The 15,333-nt window shown below is 75.0% G+C and carries 15 protein-coding genes; 1 reads left to right on the top strand and 14 read right to left on the bottom strand.

Going from position 1 to position 15,333, the window contains the following annotated elements; translation table 11 throughout:
• Position 1 precedes the first annotated feature (1 nt).
• The 14 genes from panD to dacB form a co-directional block, all read right to left on the bottom strand.
• Positions 2-490: an aspartate 1-decarboxylase gene (gene panD, locus Cch01nite_RS19030; protein WP_203758067.1), complete on the bottom strand. Its 489-nt coding sequence runs from the start codon at positions 488-490 to the stop codon at positions 2-4.
• A complete protein-coding gene (panC, locus tag Cch01nite_RS19025) occupies positions 487-1,404 on the bottom strand; it encodes a pantoate--beta-alanine ligase (RefSeq protein WP_203758066.1) in 918 nt (305 codons plus the stop codon). The genes panD and panC overlap by 4 nt, the downstream gene beginning before the upstream one ends.
• The gene (locus tag Cch01nite_RS19020) at positions 1,401-2,444 is read right to left on the bottom strand and encodes a Rossmann-like and DUF2520 domain-containing protein (protein WP_203758065.1); all 1,044 of its coding nucleotides are present in this window, start codon (positions 2,442-2,444) and stop codon (positions 1,401-1,403) included. The genes panC and Cch01nite_RS19020 overlap by 4 nt, the downstream gene beginning before the upstream one ends.
• A complete protein-coding gene (locus Cch01nite_RS19015) occupies positions 2,441-4,045 on the bottom strand; it encodes a PH domain-containing protein (protein ID WP_239071065.1) in 1,605 nt (534 codons plus the stop codon). Before Cch01nite_RS19015 ends, Cch01nite_RS19020 begins: the two co-directional genes overlap by 4 nt.
• Positions 4,042-4,563, bottom strand: a complete 522-nt coding sequence (locus Cch01nite_RS19010) for a PH domain-containing protein (RefSeq protein ID WP_203758064.1) — start codon at positions 4,561-4,563, stop codon at positions 4,042-4,044. Before Cch01nite_RS19010 ends, Cch01nite_RS19015 begins: the two co-directional genes overlap by 4 nt.
• A gap of 102 nt (positions 4,564-4,665) precedes the next feature.
• Positions 4,666-5,157 carry a DUF3180 domain-containing protein gene (locus Cch01nite_RS19005; protein WP_203758063.1) on the bottom strand — a complete coding sequence of 164 codons (492 nt, stop codon included), beginning with the start codon at positions 5,155-5,157 and terminating at the stop codon, positions 4,666-4,668.
• On the bottom strand, positions 5,157-6,545 hold the full coding sequence (gene folK, locus Cch01nite_RS19000; RefSeq protein WP_203758062.1) for a 2-amino-4-hydroxy-6-hydroxymethyldihydropteridine diphosphokinase: 1,389 nt from the start codon (positions 6,543-6,545) through the stop codon (positions 5,157-5,159). Before folK ends, Cch01nite_RS19005 begins: the two co-directional genes overlap by 1 nt.
• On the bottom strand, positions 6,542-7,429 hold the full coding sequence (gene folP, locus Cch01nite_RS18995) for a dihydropteroate synthase (protein WP_203758100.1): 888 nt from the start codon (positions 7,427-7,429) through the stop codon (positions 6,542-6,544). The genes folK and folP overlap by 4 nt, the downstream gene beginning before the upstream one ends.
• Before the next feature lie 124 nt (positions 7,430-7,553).
• Entirely contained in the window at positions 7,554-8,183 is a 630-nt protein-coding gene (gene folE / locus Cch01nite_RS18990; protein WP_203758061.1) for a GTP cyclohydrolase I FolE, read from the bottom strand.
• 4 nt (positions 8,184-8,187) lie between these two features.
• A complete protein-coding gene (gene ftsH / locus Cch01nite_RS18985; protein WP_203758060.1) occupies positions 8,188-10,221 on the bottom strand; it encodes an ATP-dependent zinc metalloprotease FtsH in 2,034 nt (677 codons plus the stop codon).
• Between the two features lie 129 nt (positions 10,222-10,350).
• Entirely contained in the window at positions 10,351-10,890 is a 540-nt protein-coding gene (hpt, locus tag Cch01nite_RS18980) for a hypoxanthine phosphoribosyltransferase (RefSeq protein ID WP_203758059.1), read from the bottom strand.
• Positions 10,891-10,907: 17 nt separating this feature from the next.
• Entirely contained in the window at positions 10,908-11,993 is a 1,086-nt protein-coding gene (tilS, locus tag Cch01nite_RS18975) for a tRNA lysidine(34) synthetase TilS (RefSeq protein WP_203758058.1), read from the bottom strand.
• Between the two features lie 48 nt (positions 11,994-12,041).
• Positions 12,042-13,136 (bottom strand): Rv3626c family coenzyme F420 biosynthesis-associated protein, encoded by a 1,095-nt coding sequence (locus Cch01nite_RS18970; RefSeq protein WP_203758057.1) that lies wholly within the window; start codon positions 13,134-13,136, stop codon positions 12,042-12,044.
• Positions 13,137-13,243: 107 nt separating this feature from the next.
• A complete protein-coding gene (dacB, locus tag Cch01nite_RS18965) occupies positions 13,244-14,656 on the bottom strand; it encodes a D-alanyl-D-alanine carboxypeptidase/D-alanyl-D-alanine endopeptidase (protein WP_203758099.1) in 1,413 nt (470 codons plus the stop codon).
• A gap of 171 nt (positions 14,657-14,827) precedes the next feature.
• Between dacB and Cch01nite_RS18960 the strand changes: the two genes are divergently transcribed.
• Positions 14,828-15,328 carry an inorganic diphosphatase gene (locus tag Cch01nite_RS18960; protein WP_203758056.1) on the top strand — a complete coding sequence of 167 codons (501 nt, stop codon included), beginning with the start codon at positions 14,828-14,830 and terminating at the stop codon, positions 15,326-15,328.
• Positions 15,329-15,333: the final 5 nt, after the last annotated feature.

The raw sequence follows: 15,333 nt of genomic DNA, 5'->3' as shown, positions 1-15,333 counted from the left end.
GTCACCGCTGCTGCAGGTGCAGGTCGTGGGGGTGCTCGACGAGGTCGCGCCCCTCGGTGAACGGGACGCCGCTCGGCCTCAGGCCGGACTGCGCCGTCCACTCGTCGGGCACCTGCCCGGGGTCCTCGCTGAGGTCGACGATCCGGTTCTCCGCGTCGACGAGCACCACGTGCGGGGAGTACGTCCGGGCCTCCGCGTCCGACATCAGGCCGTACGCGATGAGGATGACCGTGTCGCCCGGGTGCACCAGGTGCGCGGCGGCACCGTTGATGCAGACCTGGCCGGAGCCGGCCTCGCCCGCGATCGCGTACGTGGTCAGCCGGGAACCGTTCGTCACGTCGACGACGTCGACCTGCTGGCCGGGCAGCAGGTCCGCCGCCGCGAGCAGGTCCGCGTCGACGGTGATGGACCCGACGTAGTGCAGGTCGGCCTGCGTCACGGTGGCGCGGTGGATCTTGCCGGTCATCATGGTCCGCTGCAGCGTCGTCATGCGCGGGCTCCTTCCGGGGCCGTGCGGGCGCCCACACCGGTCGACGGTGCGAGCGTGAGTGCGGTGTTGTCGATGAGCCGGGTGGTGCCGACCCGGGCGGCCAGCAGCAGGAGCGCGTCGCCGTGCACGTCGTCCGGCACCTCGGCGAACGTCGACGGGTCGACGAGCGCGACGTAGTCCACGTCGTCGACCCCCGAGGCGGCGAGCTCGGCACCGGCCGCCGCGCGGACCTCGGACGCGGTCGCGCCGGACGCGGCCCGCTCGACGCCGGCCCGCAGCGCGCGGGACAGCCCGAGGGCGCGGTCGCGCTCCTCGGCGGTGAGGTACGCGTTGCGGCTCGACAGGGCCAGCCCGTCGGCGTCCCGCACGAGCGGCGCGCCGACCACCTCGACGGGCACGTCCAGGTCGTGCACCATGCGGCGGATCGCGGCGAGCTGCTGCGCGTCCTTCTCGCCGTACAGCGCCACGTCGGGGCGGGTCAGGTGCATCAGCTTGAGGACCACCGTGAGGACGCCGTCGAGGTGCCCCGGCCGGGCCGCCCCCTCCAGCACGTCCCCGACCGACCCCGCGGACACCCGCACGACCGGGTCGCCGTCCGGGTACACGACGTCCGGCGTCGGCGCGAACACCACGTCGCCCGCCCGCAGCAGCCCCGGGGCCGTCAGCAGCCGCACGTCACCCTCGAGGTCCCGCGGGTAGCGCGACAGGTCCTCCGTCGGCGCGAACTGCAGCGGGTTGACGAAGATCGTCACCACCACGGTGTCCGCGAGCGCCCGTGCCTGCTCCACGAGCGACAGGTGGCCCGCGTGCAGCGCGCCCATCGTCATCACGACGGCGCGGCGCGACCCGTCTCCCGCCCTCAGCGCGGTGTCGAGCTCGGCGCGCGTGCGCACGAGCGTCGGCGTTCCGGTCATGCGTCCTCCTGCGGCGGGGTCGGTCCGTCGTCCGCCCCCGGTGGCTGGTCGTCCTCCGGCTGCAACGATCCGGCGGCCCGGGTCATGCCCGCGACCGCGTCCAGCAGCTCGGTGGCCTGCGCCGGGGCGATCAGCCCCGCCGCGAGCGCGCGCTGCGTCGCCGAGCGCGCCAGGGCACGGTACCCCGCCGGCACGTCGACCGCGCCGCTCGAGGCGGCGAACGTGGTCAACGCCTCGGCGTGCTCACGGACCGTGCCCGCGTCACCGCGCCGCACCGGCCCGGTGAGCGCCGTGATCGCGCCCGGTCCGCGCTGCCCCACGTCACCCGGCTGCTCGGCGCGCAGCGCACCGTCCAGCGCGGCCTCCAGCAGCGGGCCGAGCATCCGGCCCGGGTCGTCGACCCCCGCCGCCGCGAGCGCCTCCGCGGCCTGCGCGACGAGCACCACCAGGTGGTTCGCGCCGTGCGCGAGGGCCGCGTGGTACAGGCCGCGGGCACCCTCCGCGAGCACGACGGGCTCCCCGCCGATCTCGACGACGAGCGCCTGCCCGATCGGCAGCACCGGCGCCGGCGCCGTCACCGCGAACGAGCAGCCCGCGAGCCGGGCCAGGTCGAGCGACGTGCCCGTGAACGTCATCGCCGGGTGCACCGCCAGCGGGATGACCCCCACCGCCCTCGCCGGCGCCAGCACGTCCGCGCCGAACCGCCCCGACGTGTGCACGGCGATCTGCCCGGCCTGCCACGCGCCGACCTCCGCGAGCCCGGCGACCAGCCCCGGCAGGGCGTCGTCCGGCACCGCGAGCAGCACGAGCTCCGCCCGGCGGACCACCTCGGCGACGTCGAGCACGGGCACCCCCGGCAGGAGCGCCTCCGCGCGTTCCCGGGACGCCTCCGAGACCGCGCTCACCGCGACCACCGGGTGCCCCGCGCCGCGCAGCGCGCTGCCGAGGACCGCACCGACCCGGCCCGCGCCCACCACGCCCACGCCGAGGCGTCCCGGGCGCGAGGACGGCCCGGCGCCGGGGGGAAGCTCGACGCTCATGCGACCGGGTCCTGGGGCGGTGCCGCGGTGGTGGGTGTCGCAGGCTCGGTCGGCGCTGCGGGCTCGGTCGGCGCCGCGGCGGGCGCCGGCTCGAGGTGCGACCGCATCCACAGCTCGGACCGGTCACCGGCGCGCGCGGTGCGGGCCCGCTCCGCCTGCTCGTCGAGCAAGGCCGCCGCCACCGGGGCGGCCAGGTGCGCGACGGCGGGCTGCACGGGCCCGGGCGTCGAGTGCACGACGAACGACGCGAGACCCAGCCGCCGCTGCAGCGGCCCCTGCTCGAGGCCCAGGGACTGCGTCCGCTCGTGCGGCACGATGTCCACCTGCCGGCGCAGTCGGCCCGACCGGGTGATGAGCGCCCGCTGCGTGACGAGCACGCCGTGCCGGCGCCAGCCGATCGGGTCCACCCAGCGCGCGGCCCGAGGTGCGGCCGTGAACCCGCCGTCGTCCCCCGTCCCCCGCAGGGCCGCGTCGTAGACGGGCCGGACGTCCGCGACGCCGAGGTCGGGCAGGACGAGCCAGACGGCCGTCATGACCTCGTCCTGCGTCGCCACCGGGTGCAGGACGGTGTCCTGCTGCTGCTCCTTGCCGATGGCGTACCCGGCGACGTTGATCTCGACCCGCCACCAGCCCGACCAGCGCCACCACAGCCCCTGGCTGATCCGGATCGCCTGCACCCGGCCGGGCGGCACCGTCTGCGCGCGCGCCTCGGTGAACCCGTGCCGCAGCCGGATGCCGTCGGGCGACGTGGCCGCCCGGAAGCTCGCGCCCTGGTTGATGCGGGACCACAGGAAGCCGCCGATGCCGAACAGCATCGGGACGACGAAGAACGCGGCGCCGACCTCCCGCGACATCACGGCCGTGACCACCGCCGCGCCGATCGCGATCACGAGGCCGACGGTCGCGGACGACTGGATGGTGCTGAGCACCAGGCGGGGCATCGGCACCTCGTACACCTGGTGCTCGGGGGCCGCCGCGAACGCGACGGGTGCCGCGGCCGTGGTGACGGCGGGCACGCCCGGCTCGGCGCCGACCGCAGCCACGGCGTCGACCCCCGGAGCCGGTGTGGCCGCGGGCCGGCGCAGTCCCGCCGCGAGGGCCAGCAGCTCGGCGCGCAGGACGTCGGCCTCGCCCTCCCGCAGGAACGCGAGCGACACGGCCGACCCGCTGCCGCCCGCGACCTCGAGCTTGAGCTCGGACAGCCCGACGAGCCGGGCGAGGAGCGGCTGCACCACGTCGACCGCCTGCAGCCGGTCGAGGCGGGCCTGCCGCTGCTGGCGGAACAGGATCCCCGTCTGCAGGTGCACGGCGTCGTCGGTGACGGCGAACCTCGTCATCCGCCACGCCACGGCGGAGTACCCGAACCCGACGACGGCGACGAGCGCGAGGACGCCGATCGCGATGAGCCAGCCGCGGCCCTCGAGCAGGCTCGACGCCTGCTGGAGGTTGTCCGTCAGCTGGTACCCGGCGACCAGCAGCACACCGACGAAGATCTTCCAGCCCTTGAGCGCGGGCGTGACGGGGTGCATGCGGCGCCAGGCGCCCGGCGGCACGCTCTCGTCCACCACGTCCTGCTCGCCCTGGGGGGCGCTGCGGCTCACAGGCCCGCCAGCCGCGACTCGCCGCGGGACGCGAGCCGGTCACGGAGCCGAGCCGCCTCCTGGGGCGGCAACCCCTCGATGGACGCCCCCGTGCCGGGCGACGCGGTGTGCAGCTGCACCGACGCGATGCGGAACCGGCGCGCGAGCGGCCCCGCGGTGACGTCGACGTACTGCATCCGCCCGTACGGCACCACGACGAGGGTCCGGAACAGGATGCCCCGGCGAATCAGCAGGTCCTCGGCCCGTTCCGCGTACGCCATCGCCCGCACCTGCCGCGGGATCAGCCACGACTGCCACGCCGCGAGCGCCGCCGTCACGCCCGGCCACACCCACACCCACGGCTCGCCGGTCGCGACGGCGACCACGACGCCCGCGAGCACCAGCGGCCCGAACCACAGGGCCAGCACGGTGAGGCGCGCCCGTGCGAGCCGCGTCGACACCGGTGTCCACGTGACGTCGAGCGGCGCGAACGGGTCACGGGTGCCGTCGGCCGTGGGCACGGTGGCGTCGGAGGTCATGCCCCACATCCTCGCACCGGCACAGCCCGTCCACGGCAGGGCTCGCCTCCCCCTCGTGAGCAGCGCAGGGACCCGTCGTCCCGGGTGTCCTCGGGGGCCGGGTCAGCCGGCGCTCGGGTCCGGGCTCACGTCCTGCTGGGGCACCTTCGCGTCGCCCTCGGGGGGCGGGATCCGGCAGAAGCCCTCGACGATCAGGCCGACGACGGCGAGCAGCAGGGCACCCGCGCCCGCGATGCCCGCGGCGAGGGCGCGCTGGCCGTTCGCGGGGATCTCGAGCCGGCCCAGCACGGCGAGAACCTGCCCCGCGTACCAGCCGAGCAGCAGCGCACCCGTGTAGCACGCCGCCTTCGCGAGCATCGCCGTCCGGGCCGCGCGCAGCGGGTCGAGCGACGGGCGCTTGCCGCGCAGGAACTGCCGCACCGCCCATCCGAGCACGAACACCACCGCCGCGATGACGACCTCGACGGCCACCACGAGCACCGGGACGGTCGGCGGGGTCGTGCCTCGTCGCACGAGCGCCCCCAGCACGGCCCACGTCCCGGCCGCCACCCCGGCGGCGAGGAGCAGGAGCGTCTGCCAGCGGGTCCGCTGCATCACGGCGCAGGCGCGGGAGGCACGGACCCCGGCTCGCCGTGCTCGGACCCGGCGGGCGGTGCCGGGTTCGCGGCGGGTACCGGCGCGGTCAGCCAGTCGAGGGCGAGCCAGCGGACACCGTCCCGGTCGGGCGCGGTCGCGGCGAGCGCCGCCACCGGGCCGCCACCCAGCCCGGGCAGCACCGCGTGCGGGTCCACCTGCGCCCACGGCTGCAGGACGAACGCCCGTTCCCGTGCGCGCGGGTGCGGCAGCTCCAGGTCGTCGGACGTCGCGAGCACCGTGCCGTAGACGACGATGTCGATGTCCAGCGTGCGCGGCCCCCAGTGCTCGTGCCGCTCCCGGCCGTGCGCGTGCTCGACCTCCTGCGTGGCGCGCAGCAGGTCGCGCGGCGACAGCGTCGTGCGTGCGAGCACGACGGCGTTGAGGAAGTCGGGCTGCTCGGGCCCGCCGACCGGGGCGGTCCGCGCCAGCGGCGAGACGTCGACGACCTCCAGCCCGCGCGTCCCCGCGAGGTCGGAGACCGCCTGCCGGAGCGTGTCCTGCGCGGCGCCGATGTTCGCGCCGATCGCCAGGACGACGTCGACCGGGACGTCCGGCGGCACGTCGAGCGCGTCCGTGAGGAGCTCGCCCTCGACGACGTCGTCGGCGTCCTCGCCGAGCTGCACCGGCGCCGGCGCCGACCACGCAGCGACCTCGGCACCGGTCCCAGCACCGGTCGCGGCATCGCCGGCGGGCACCTCGTCGGCACGGCCCACAGGACCGTCCGGAAGGCCTCCCGCGAGCACCCCCGACGGTGCTGGCAGGACCGTCGTCGGGCCCGACGGCGGCAGCGGTCCCGGGCCCGGGAGCACCGGCCCGGGGGCCGCGGCAGGGCTGTCGCCGGCGGCGACGGAGAACGACGCGGTCGACGTGCGGACCGGCCTCGACGCGGCGCCGGACGCCGAACGGGCCACGTACGGCTCGGCGGCGGGGAGCTTCGAGCGGTCCCGGTGGATCGCGACGACCACGTCCCCGAACGGCACCTGGATCGGCGCCTGCGGCTTGTGCACGGCGACGTCGACGGCCTGCACGATCCCGTGCGCCAGCACGGTCGCGGCGATCCGTTCGGCGACCGTCTCGATCAGGTCCACGGGATCCCCGGCGAGGACCGCGGCCACCTGCTCCGCGAGCTCGCCGTAGTGCAGCGTGTGCGCGAGGTCGTCACCGGCGGCGGCGCGGCGCGTGTCCAGGTGGACGACGACGTCGGCGACGAACGTCTGGCCGTCGCGACGCTCGTGCTCGAACACGCCGTGGTAGCCCGTCGCGGAGATGCCGCTCAGCCGGATCTGGTCCAGCCGACGCCCGCTCGCGTCGAACGCGATCCCCCGCGCCTCGTCGTGCAACGTCACGTCCAGCTCCGTCCTGTCGTCGCGTCCTCGTCGACCGGCATCTCCTCGTCGTCCGGTGCACCCGGCGAGGCGGCGGGCACGACCGGTGCGCCGGCGTGCCGCCACGCGGCGGCCACCCGCACGGCGTCGGCCGAGCCTGCCACCTCGTGCACCCGCACGCACCACGCGCCCGCCGCGGCGGCCAGCGCGCTCACGGCCGCCGTCGCCCGGTCCCGCGCGAGCGGCGGCGCCGGCTCCCCGTCGGGACGCGCCAGCAGGTGGCCGAGGAAGCGCTTGCGGCTCGCGCCGACGAGCACCGGGAAGCCGTCCGCGACGAGCTCCGGGAGCCGGGCCAGCAGCGGCCAGTTGCTCGCGCCCGGCTTCGCGAACCCGAGGCCCGGGTCGAGCACCACCTGGTCGTCGCGAACCCCCGCCGCGCGGAGCACGGCCACACGCTCGGCGAGCTCCCGGCGGACGTCGGCGACGACGTCGTCGTAGTCGTCGAGCTCGTCCATCACGTCCGCGTGCCCGCGCCAGTGCATCGCGACGTACGCGGCACCCGTGCGGGCGACCACGCCGGGCATCGCCTCGTCCGCGAGCCCGCCCGAGACGTCGTTGACCAGCACCGCCCCCGCGTCCACCGCGGCGTGCGCGACGAGAGCCCTGGTCGTGTCGACGCTCACCGCCGCCCCGGCCGCCGTGAGCCGGGACACCACCGGGAGCACCCGGGCGAGCTCGTCCTCGACGGGGACCCGGCGCGCACCCGGACGCGTCGACTCGCCACCGACGTCGAGGAGGTCCGCGCCCTGCGCGAGCAGCTCGAGGCCGTGCGCGACGGCCGCGTCCGGCGTGAACCAGCGGCCTCCGTCGGAGAACGAGTCGGGAGTCACGTTGACGACGCCCATGACGAGCGTCCGGCCCGGTGCACGCAACGACTCCGGCAGGGCCGCCGGTCCGGCCGGCGCGGCGACGGGGTCGCTGGGGATCACGGTGCCGAGCCTAGGGCGTGCACCGTCCGGCGTGCGCCCGTCAGCGGCCCAGGACGAGGCTCATGGCCTCGGCACGAGTCGCGACGTCGCGCATCTGGCCCCGGACCGCCGACGTCACGGTCCGCGAACCCGGCTTGCGGACGCCGCGCATCGACATGCACAGGTGCTCACACTCGACGACGACCAGCACACCCCGGGGCGCGAGGCCCTCGACGAGCGCGTCCGCGATCTGCGACGTGAGCCGCTCCTGCACCTGCGGCCGGCGCGCGTACACGTCGACGAGGCGCGCCAGCTTGCTCAGGCCCGTGATCCGGCCGTCCGCACCGGGGATGTACCCCACGTGCGCGACCCCGTGGAAGGGCACGAGGTGGTGCTCGCACGTCGAGTACACCTCGATGTCCTTGACCAGGACCATCTCCTCGTGGCCGATGTCGAACGTCGTGGTCAGGACGTCCGCCGGCTCCTGGTACAGCCCGGCGAAGATCTCGCGGTACGCCCGGGCGACCCGGGACGGCGTCTCCCGCAGGCCCTCACGGTCCGGGTCCTCGCCGACCGCGAGCAGGAGCTCACGGATCGCCTTCTCCACCCGGTCCTGGTCGTACTCGCCGACCGCGCCGTCCGGCGCCGCCACGGGTCCGAGCGCGGTCCGGTGGCCGTCGGTGCTCGTCATCGGCTCAGGCCTTCGCGTCGGGGGTCTGCGACGGCGGGACCTGCACGATCTGCTCGGACGGGTGCCCGAACGCCACGGCGGCCTCGTCCTCGGGGATCACCTCGTGACCGTTCATCGCGGCCTTCTCGCCGGGCGTCAGCACCGGCGGCCGCTCCGAGACGTTGCGCTGGTCGCTCGACAGCCACACCTGGCGCGGCGCCCGCTTCACGACCGGCGTGAAGATCTCGGCGAGCTGCTGCGCGTTGAGCGTCTCCTTCTCGAGGAGCTCGAGCACCAGGTGGTCCAGCACGTCGCGGTACTCGACGAGGATCTCCCACGCCTCGTCGTGCGCGTGCTCGATGAGCGCCCGCACCTCGAGGTCGATCGATCCCGCGACGTCCTCGGAGTAGTCGCGCTGGTGGCCGACGTCGCGCCCGAGGAACACCTCGCCGTCCGCCTGGCCGAACCGGATCGCACCGAGCCGGCTGCTCATGCCGAACTGGGTGACCATCTTGCGGGCGGTCGCGGTGGCCTTCTCGATGTCGTTGCTCGCACCCGTGGTCGGGTCGTGGAACACCAGCTCCTCGGCGACGCGGCCGCCCATCGCGTAGGCGAGCGTGTCGAGCAGCTCGTTGCGGGTCGTCGAGTACTTGTCCTCGGTCGGCATGACCATCGTGTAGCCGAGGGCTCGGCCGCGCGGCAGGATCGTCACCTTCGTCACCGGGTCGGTGTACCGCAGTGCCGCCGCCACCAGGGCGTGGCCGCCCTCGTGGTACGCGGTGATCTTCTGCTCCTTGATGTTCATGACGCGCGTGCGCTTCTGCGGGCCGGCGACCACGCGGTCGATGGCCTCGTCGAGCATCTTGTCGTCGATGATCTGCGCGTTCATGCGCGCGGTGAGCAGCGCGGCCTCGTTCAGCACGTTCGCCAGGTCCGCACCGGTGAACCCGGGCGTGCGGCGCGCGACGCCGGTGAGGTCCACGTGCGGCGCCATCGGCTTGCCCTGCGCGTGCACCTGCAGGATCTTCTCGCGGCCCTTGAGGTCCGGCGGCTCCACGGCGACCTGACGGTCGAAGCGGCCGGGACGCAGCAGCGCGGGGTCGAGGATGTCCGGCCGGTTGGTCGCGGCGATCATGATGACGTTCGTCTTGACGTCGAAGCCGTCCATCTCGACGAGCATCTGGTTGAGCGTCTGCTCGCGCTCGTCGTGCCCGCCGCCCAGGCCGGCGCCGCGGTGACGGCCGACCGCGTCGATCTCGTCGACGAAGATGATGGCCGGCGCGTTCTGCTTGGCCTGCTCGAACAGGTCACGGACGCGGCTCGCGCCGACGCCGACGAACATCTCGACGAAGTCCGACCCGGAGATCGAGTAGAACGGCACGCCCGCCTCGCCGGCGACCGCGCGGGCGATGAGCGTCTTGCCGGTCCCGGGAGGCCCGTACAGCAGCACGCCCTTGGGGATCTTGGCGCCGACGGCCTGGAACTTGGCCGGCTCGGAGAGGAACTCCTTGATCTCCTGGAGCTCCTCGACCGCCTCGTCGACACCCGCGACGTCCGCGAACGTGACCTGCGGGGACTCCTTGCTGACCAGCTTGGCGCGGGACTTGCCGAAGCTCATGACCCGCGAGCCGCCGCCCTGCATGGACGACATGAGGAACCAGAAGATGCCCAGGATGATGATGAACGGCAGCACCAGGCTCAGCAGGCTCGACCACCACGCCGTCTGCGGCACGGAGGAGTCGAAGCCCTTCGGCGGGTCGGCGTCGGCGACGGCCTCCACGACCGACGGGCCCTGCGGCTCGACGTAGTTGAACTGGACGAGCTTGCCGTAGTTGTCCTTGTCCTTGACGAAGTCGTCCGTCAGCGTCAGGTCGACCCGCTGCTCGCCCTCGGTGATCTTGGCCTGCTCGACCTTGCCGCCCGCCAGGAGCGCCAGGCCGTCGGACGTGTCGATGTGGCTGACCTTCGGGGAGGTCAGCGCACTCGCACCGATCCACAGGAGGACGACGGCGACGGCGATCCACAGGAAGGGACCACGGACAAGACGCTTGAGGTTCATGGGCGATCGGGGCCAGGCCCCTCATCCTCCGGTCGCAGGGGTTCTGGCCTCGAAGTTACACGGTGTTCCTGGCCGTTCCCGACGATGTTCACCGAGGGCAGAGACCGCCGTGCGCCCCGGTGACGGGCCTCACGACCCGTAGACGTGAGGTGCGAGCGTGCCGACGAACGGCAGGTTGCGGTACTTCTCCGCGTAGTCGAGGCCGTACCCGACGACGAACTCGTTCGGGATGTCGAAGCCGACGTACCGGACGTCGACGTCGACCTTGGACGCCTCGGGCTTGCGCAGCATCGTCGCGATCTCGACGGTGGCGGGCCCGCGCGAACGCAGGTTCGACAGCAGCCACGACAGGGTCAGGCCGGAGTCGATGATGTCCTCGACGATAAGGACGTGCCGGCCCGTGAGGTCGGCGTCGAGGTCCTTGAGGATCCGCACCACGCCGGACGACTTCGTGCCCGAGCCGTACGACGAGACCGCCATCCAGTCCATCTGCACGGAGTGGGTCAGCCGCCGGGCGAGGTCCGCCATGACCATGACCGCACCCTTGAGGACACCCACGAGGAGCAGGTCCTTGCCGGCGTAGTCGGCGTCGATCTGCGCGGCGATCTCGTCGAGCCGGGTGTGCAGCTGCTCCTCGGTCAGGAGCACCCGCTCGAGGTCGTCGCCCATCGTCGCAGGGTCCACCGTCACCGCTCCTGTTGCTCGTCCCGTTGCGGGCTGAACTGCTCGTCCCCCCCGGCCGCGTCGCGGCCAGGACCCAGCACAAGCGTGCCATACGAGCGACGCCCCTCCCGCCTGCCCGGCAGCGCCGCGGGGCCCTGCCCGTGCCACCCCACGACGAGCGCGTCGAGGGCGAGCACGTGCGTGCGGTGCAGCGCTCCCCCGGGACATCCCGCGGTGAGCGCGGCCGCCCGCAGCGCCCGGCGCCGGACCGCGTCGGGGGCGGCGGCGAGCGTGGCGCAGTCCAGCCCGACGAGCCCGTCGTGCCGCCCGGTCACCGCCTGCGTCGCGTCGGCCAGGAGCACACCGGCCAGCGCGTCGAGCGCCGCCGCGTCCTCCCGGAGCTGCGCGGCGGTCCGGGCGAGCGCCGCGGCGACGCCCGGCCCCAGGACGTCCTCCAGGACCGGCAGCACCCGGTCCCGGACCCGCGACCGTGCGCCCGCGGCCGGGTGGTCGGCGGCGTTCGTCGGGTCGTGCCACGGCTCCAGCCCGAGGGCCTCGCACGCCGCAACGGTGTCCGCACGGCGCAGCGCGAGCAAGGGGCGCCGGAGCACGCCCCTCGTGGCGGGCATCCCCGCCAGCGACCGCGCGCCCGAGCCGCGGGCGAGGCCCAGCAGGACCGTCTCCGCCTGGTCGTCGAGCGTGTGGCCGAGCAGCACCGCGGCCGCGCCGGTGTCGGAGGCGGCCTTCTCGAACGCGTCGTGGCGCGCGGCACGAGCGGCCGCCTCGGGTCCGCCCGGACCTGCGACGTCGACGGCCACGACGAGCACCGGGTCCAGGCCCAGACGGCGGCACGCGTCGGCCGCGGCCGCGGCGGCGTCCGACGAGCCGGGCTGCAGGCCGTGGTCGACGACCACCGCACCGGCCCGCAGGGCCACCGGCCGCTCGGCACGTCGCGACCGGTCCGCGACGAACGCGAGGCCCGCCGCGAGCGCCAGCGAGTCGGGGCCGCCCGAGCAGGCGACGAGGACGAGCGCACCGTCCGGCAGGTCGGCGACGGCGTCCGTCACCGCCGAGCGGATCGCCGCCACGCGCGGGTCGGGGCCGCTCACCGCTGCTCGCAGGGCGTGTCGAGCACGGGCATGGCGGGCGTGGGCACGTCAGCCGTGCACGCGGCGGGTCCACGCGCGCGGGTCGGCGATCTCCCGCGCCGTCGGCAGGTTGTGCGGGCCGTCGAACACCGCGTTGAAGCCGTCCAGCCCCACGTCGGCGCGGACGGCCCGGACGAACTTCGCGCCGTCGCGGTACTGGGCGAGCTTGACGTCCATCCCGAGCAGCTTGCGCAGCAGCCGCTCGGTGCCCGTCGACTGCGCGCCCTGGTCCCGCTTCGCCTCGAACTTGCGGCGGATCGTCGCCAGGCTCGGCACGACGCCCGGACCGACCTCGTCCATCGCGACGTCCGCGTGCCCCTCGAGCAGCGCCATCACCGCACCGATCTCCTCGAACACCTCCCGCTGGCGGGGACCGAGCAGGTCGAGCACGCTCACGGACCCCTCGGGGCCGAACACCGCTCGCCCCAGCAGCTGCACGAGGTCCGCGAGCTGCGGACCGCCGCTCCCCCGCGAGCCGTCGACGCCGGGCATCGCGTCCGACAGGTCCCCCATGAGGTCGGCCGCCCGCCCGCGCAGCCAGCCGGCCAGCCAGGGGGCGGCGGCGAACTGCAGCGCGTGCGTCTGCTCGTGGAGCGACACCCACAGCCGGAAGTCCGACGGGTCCAGGCTCAGGGTGCGCTCGAGGTGGAGCACGTTCGGCGCGACGAGAAGCAGCCGGCCACGGCCGTCGGCGGACGGGGTGAACGGGTCGAACTGACCGAGGACCTTGCCCGCGAGCAGCGCGAGCACGCCGCCGACCTGCACCGCCGCCGCCGACCGCGCCCCCGGCGGCACCTTGACCGGCGTGCCGTCCGAGCGGGCGTTGAGCGGGCCGGTCATCACGGCGAACATCTGCGTGTTGGCCTGCGCCCAGCGGGGGCGGTCGACGACGAGCACCCGGGACACCTCGTCGGGCGGGGTGCCGTCGGACGCCGCCAGGCCCGTGATGCGCGAGGCGTGCCCGCCTGCGCGGCGTGCCGAGGCGTGCAGCTCGGCGACGAGCGCCGTCAGCTCGTCGCGCGACGCCCGCGGCCCGGGCTGCGCGAGCCTCCCGGCGATCCGGGCCGCCGCGGGCCAGTCGACAGGTCCGTCCTCGAGCTCCATCGGGCCACGGTAACCGGGCGGACGGCGGGGTGGTCGGGCGTCCGCCCTCGGCGCAACCCGGGCACCTGACGGGTCAGGACCCGTGTCCCCGCGCGGATCAGCCCGGGTCAGCGGCAGCCGCAGGCCGCGAGCGCCGACGCGAACGCGTCGATCGTCTGGCGCGGTGCACCCTGGCCGCCGTCGGGCGTCGCGTCGGCGAGCACGACGAACACGAGCTGGCGGCCGTCCACGTCGAGCACGGTCCCGGCGAGCGCCGTGACGTGCGGGAGGCTCCCCGTCTTGGCCCGGACCATGCCACGGGCGGGGGACGTCGTGTAGCGGTCCGCCAGCGTGCCCGTGAGGCCCGCGATCGGCATGCCGGTCGCGACGTCGCGCAGCGCCGGGTGCGTCGGGTCGGCCGTCAGCCGGAGCAGGCCCAGGAGGAGGTCGGGCGGCAGGACCGAACCCGACCCGAGGCCCGACGCGTCCGACAGGTGCGCGCCCGCGGTGTCGACGCCGAGCACCCCGACCGCGTGCAGGGCCGCCTGCGTGCCGCCCTCGAAGCTCGCCGGCAGCCCCTCGTGGATCGCCACGAGCCGGGACACCACCTCGGTGATGGTGTTGTCGGACTCGTCGAGGAAGTGGTGCACGACCTGGTCGAGCGGGGCCGACCGCACCTCGCCGAGCTGCGGGGCGCCGTCGGGGGCGTCGACGCGCGTCGGGGTGCCGGTGACGGTGATGCCGGCCTCGGTGAGGCGCTGCGCGAACGTCTTCGCGGCGGCCAGCGACGGGTCCGGCCAGCGCGGCGGGTACTCACCGGCCTTCATCTTCGCGGTGTCGACCGCGAGCGCCGTCACGGGCGCGACGAAGCCGGCCGCGATGTCGGCCGGGTCCCACGTCGGGTTGAGCGCGGGACCGGTGAACAGGTAGTCGTCGAACGACAGGCGCACCGACGTGGTGCCCGCGAGCTGCAGGGCCTTCGCCGTCTGGGCCGCGAGGTCGGCGAGACCCGCGTGGCCGACCGTCGCGTCGGGGTCGCCCTCGCCGGGCGCGAGCATCATGTCCCCACCGCCGACGAGCACGACCTCGTCGGCCGCGCCGCGGACCGTGCGCGTCGGCATCGTCTCGTCGGGGCCGAGGGTGCTGAGCGCGGCGACGGCGGTCACGAGCTTCGCGGTCGACGCGGGCGTGCGGCCCTGGTCGGGCAGGTGCGACGCGATGACCTCGCCGGTGAGCTGGTCCGCGACGACCACGCCGACGCTCGGCCCGAGGCGCGGGTCGGCGACGAGGCCGTCGACCATGCCCTGCACCACCGACGACGCCGGCAGCGGCACCTGCGGGTCGAGGGCGGCGAGCGCACCGGTCGGGTCCGTCGGCGCGACCGCGCCGGGTGCCGTGGGGAACGGTGCGGCGGGCGCGACCGTCGGCGCCAGCGTGAGCGGGCCGGGCACGAGGTCGTGCGCGTCGGCCGTGACGTACGCCCCTGCGGTGAGGACCACGACGAGCGCCGCGATGCCGCTCGCGCGCGCCGCTGTGTTCATCGTCACCCATCTCCGTCGGGAGGCAGGGGGGGACGATCCCCCGCCGGTGCGTCAGACTACTGTCCGAGACAATGGGCGCCCCTGACTGCCCGGCGCGCCGTTCACGACGACACAACGTCGCCGGTCCACCGGCCCGCATCCCCGGGCTCGGACGTGGTGCGAAGGAGTGCTGTGGAGTTCGACGTCACGATCGAGATCCCCAAGGGTCAGCGCAACAAGTACGAGGTCGACCACGCGACGGGCCGCATCCGGCTCGACCGCATGCTCTTCACCTCGACGCGCTACCCCGACGACTACGGCTTCATCGAGGGCACCCTCGGCGAGGACGGCGACCCGCTGGACGCCCTCGTCCTGCTCGAGGAGCCCACGTTCCCGGGCTGCCTCATCCGCGCGCGGGCGCTCGGCATGTTCCGCATGCGCGACGAGGCAGGCGGCGACGACAAGGTGCTGTGCGTCCCGACGGGCGACCAGCGCGCGGCGTGGCGGCAGGACATCGACGACGTGTCCGACTTCCACCGCCTCGAGATCCAGCACTTCTTCGAGGTCTACAAGGACCTCGAGCCCGGCAAGTCCGTCGAGGGCGCCCACTGGGTGGGCCGTGCCGAGGCGGAGGCCGAGATCGAGCGCTCGCGCCAGCGGGCCATCGACCAGGGGTACCACACGGGTCACTGACCGAC

It is taken from the genome of Cellulomonas chitinilytica, from assembly GCF_016862675.1.
In the GTDB taxonomy this organism is placed as follows: Bacteria; Actinomycetota; Actinomycetes; order Actinomycetales; family Cellulomonadaceae; genus Cellulomonas; species Cellulomonas chitinilytica.
This window is presented reverse-complemented; position numbering and strand designations above follow the sequence as displayed.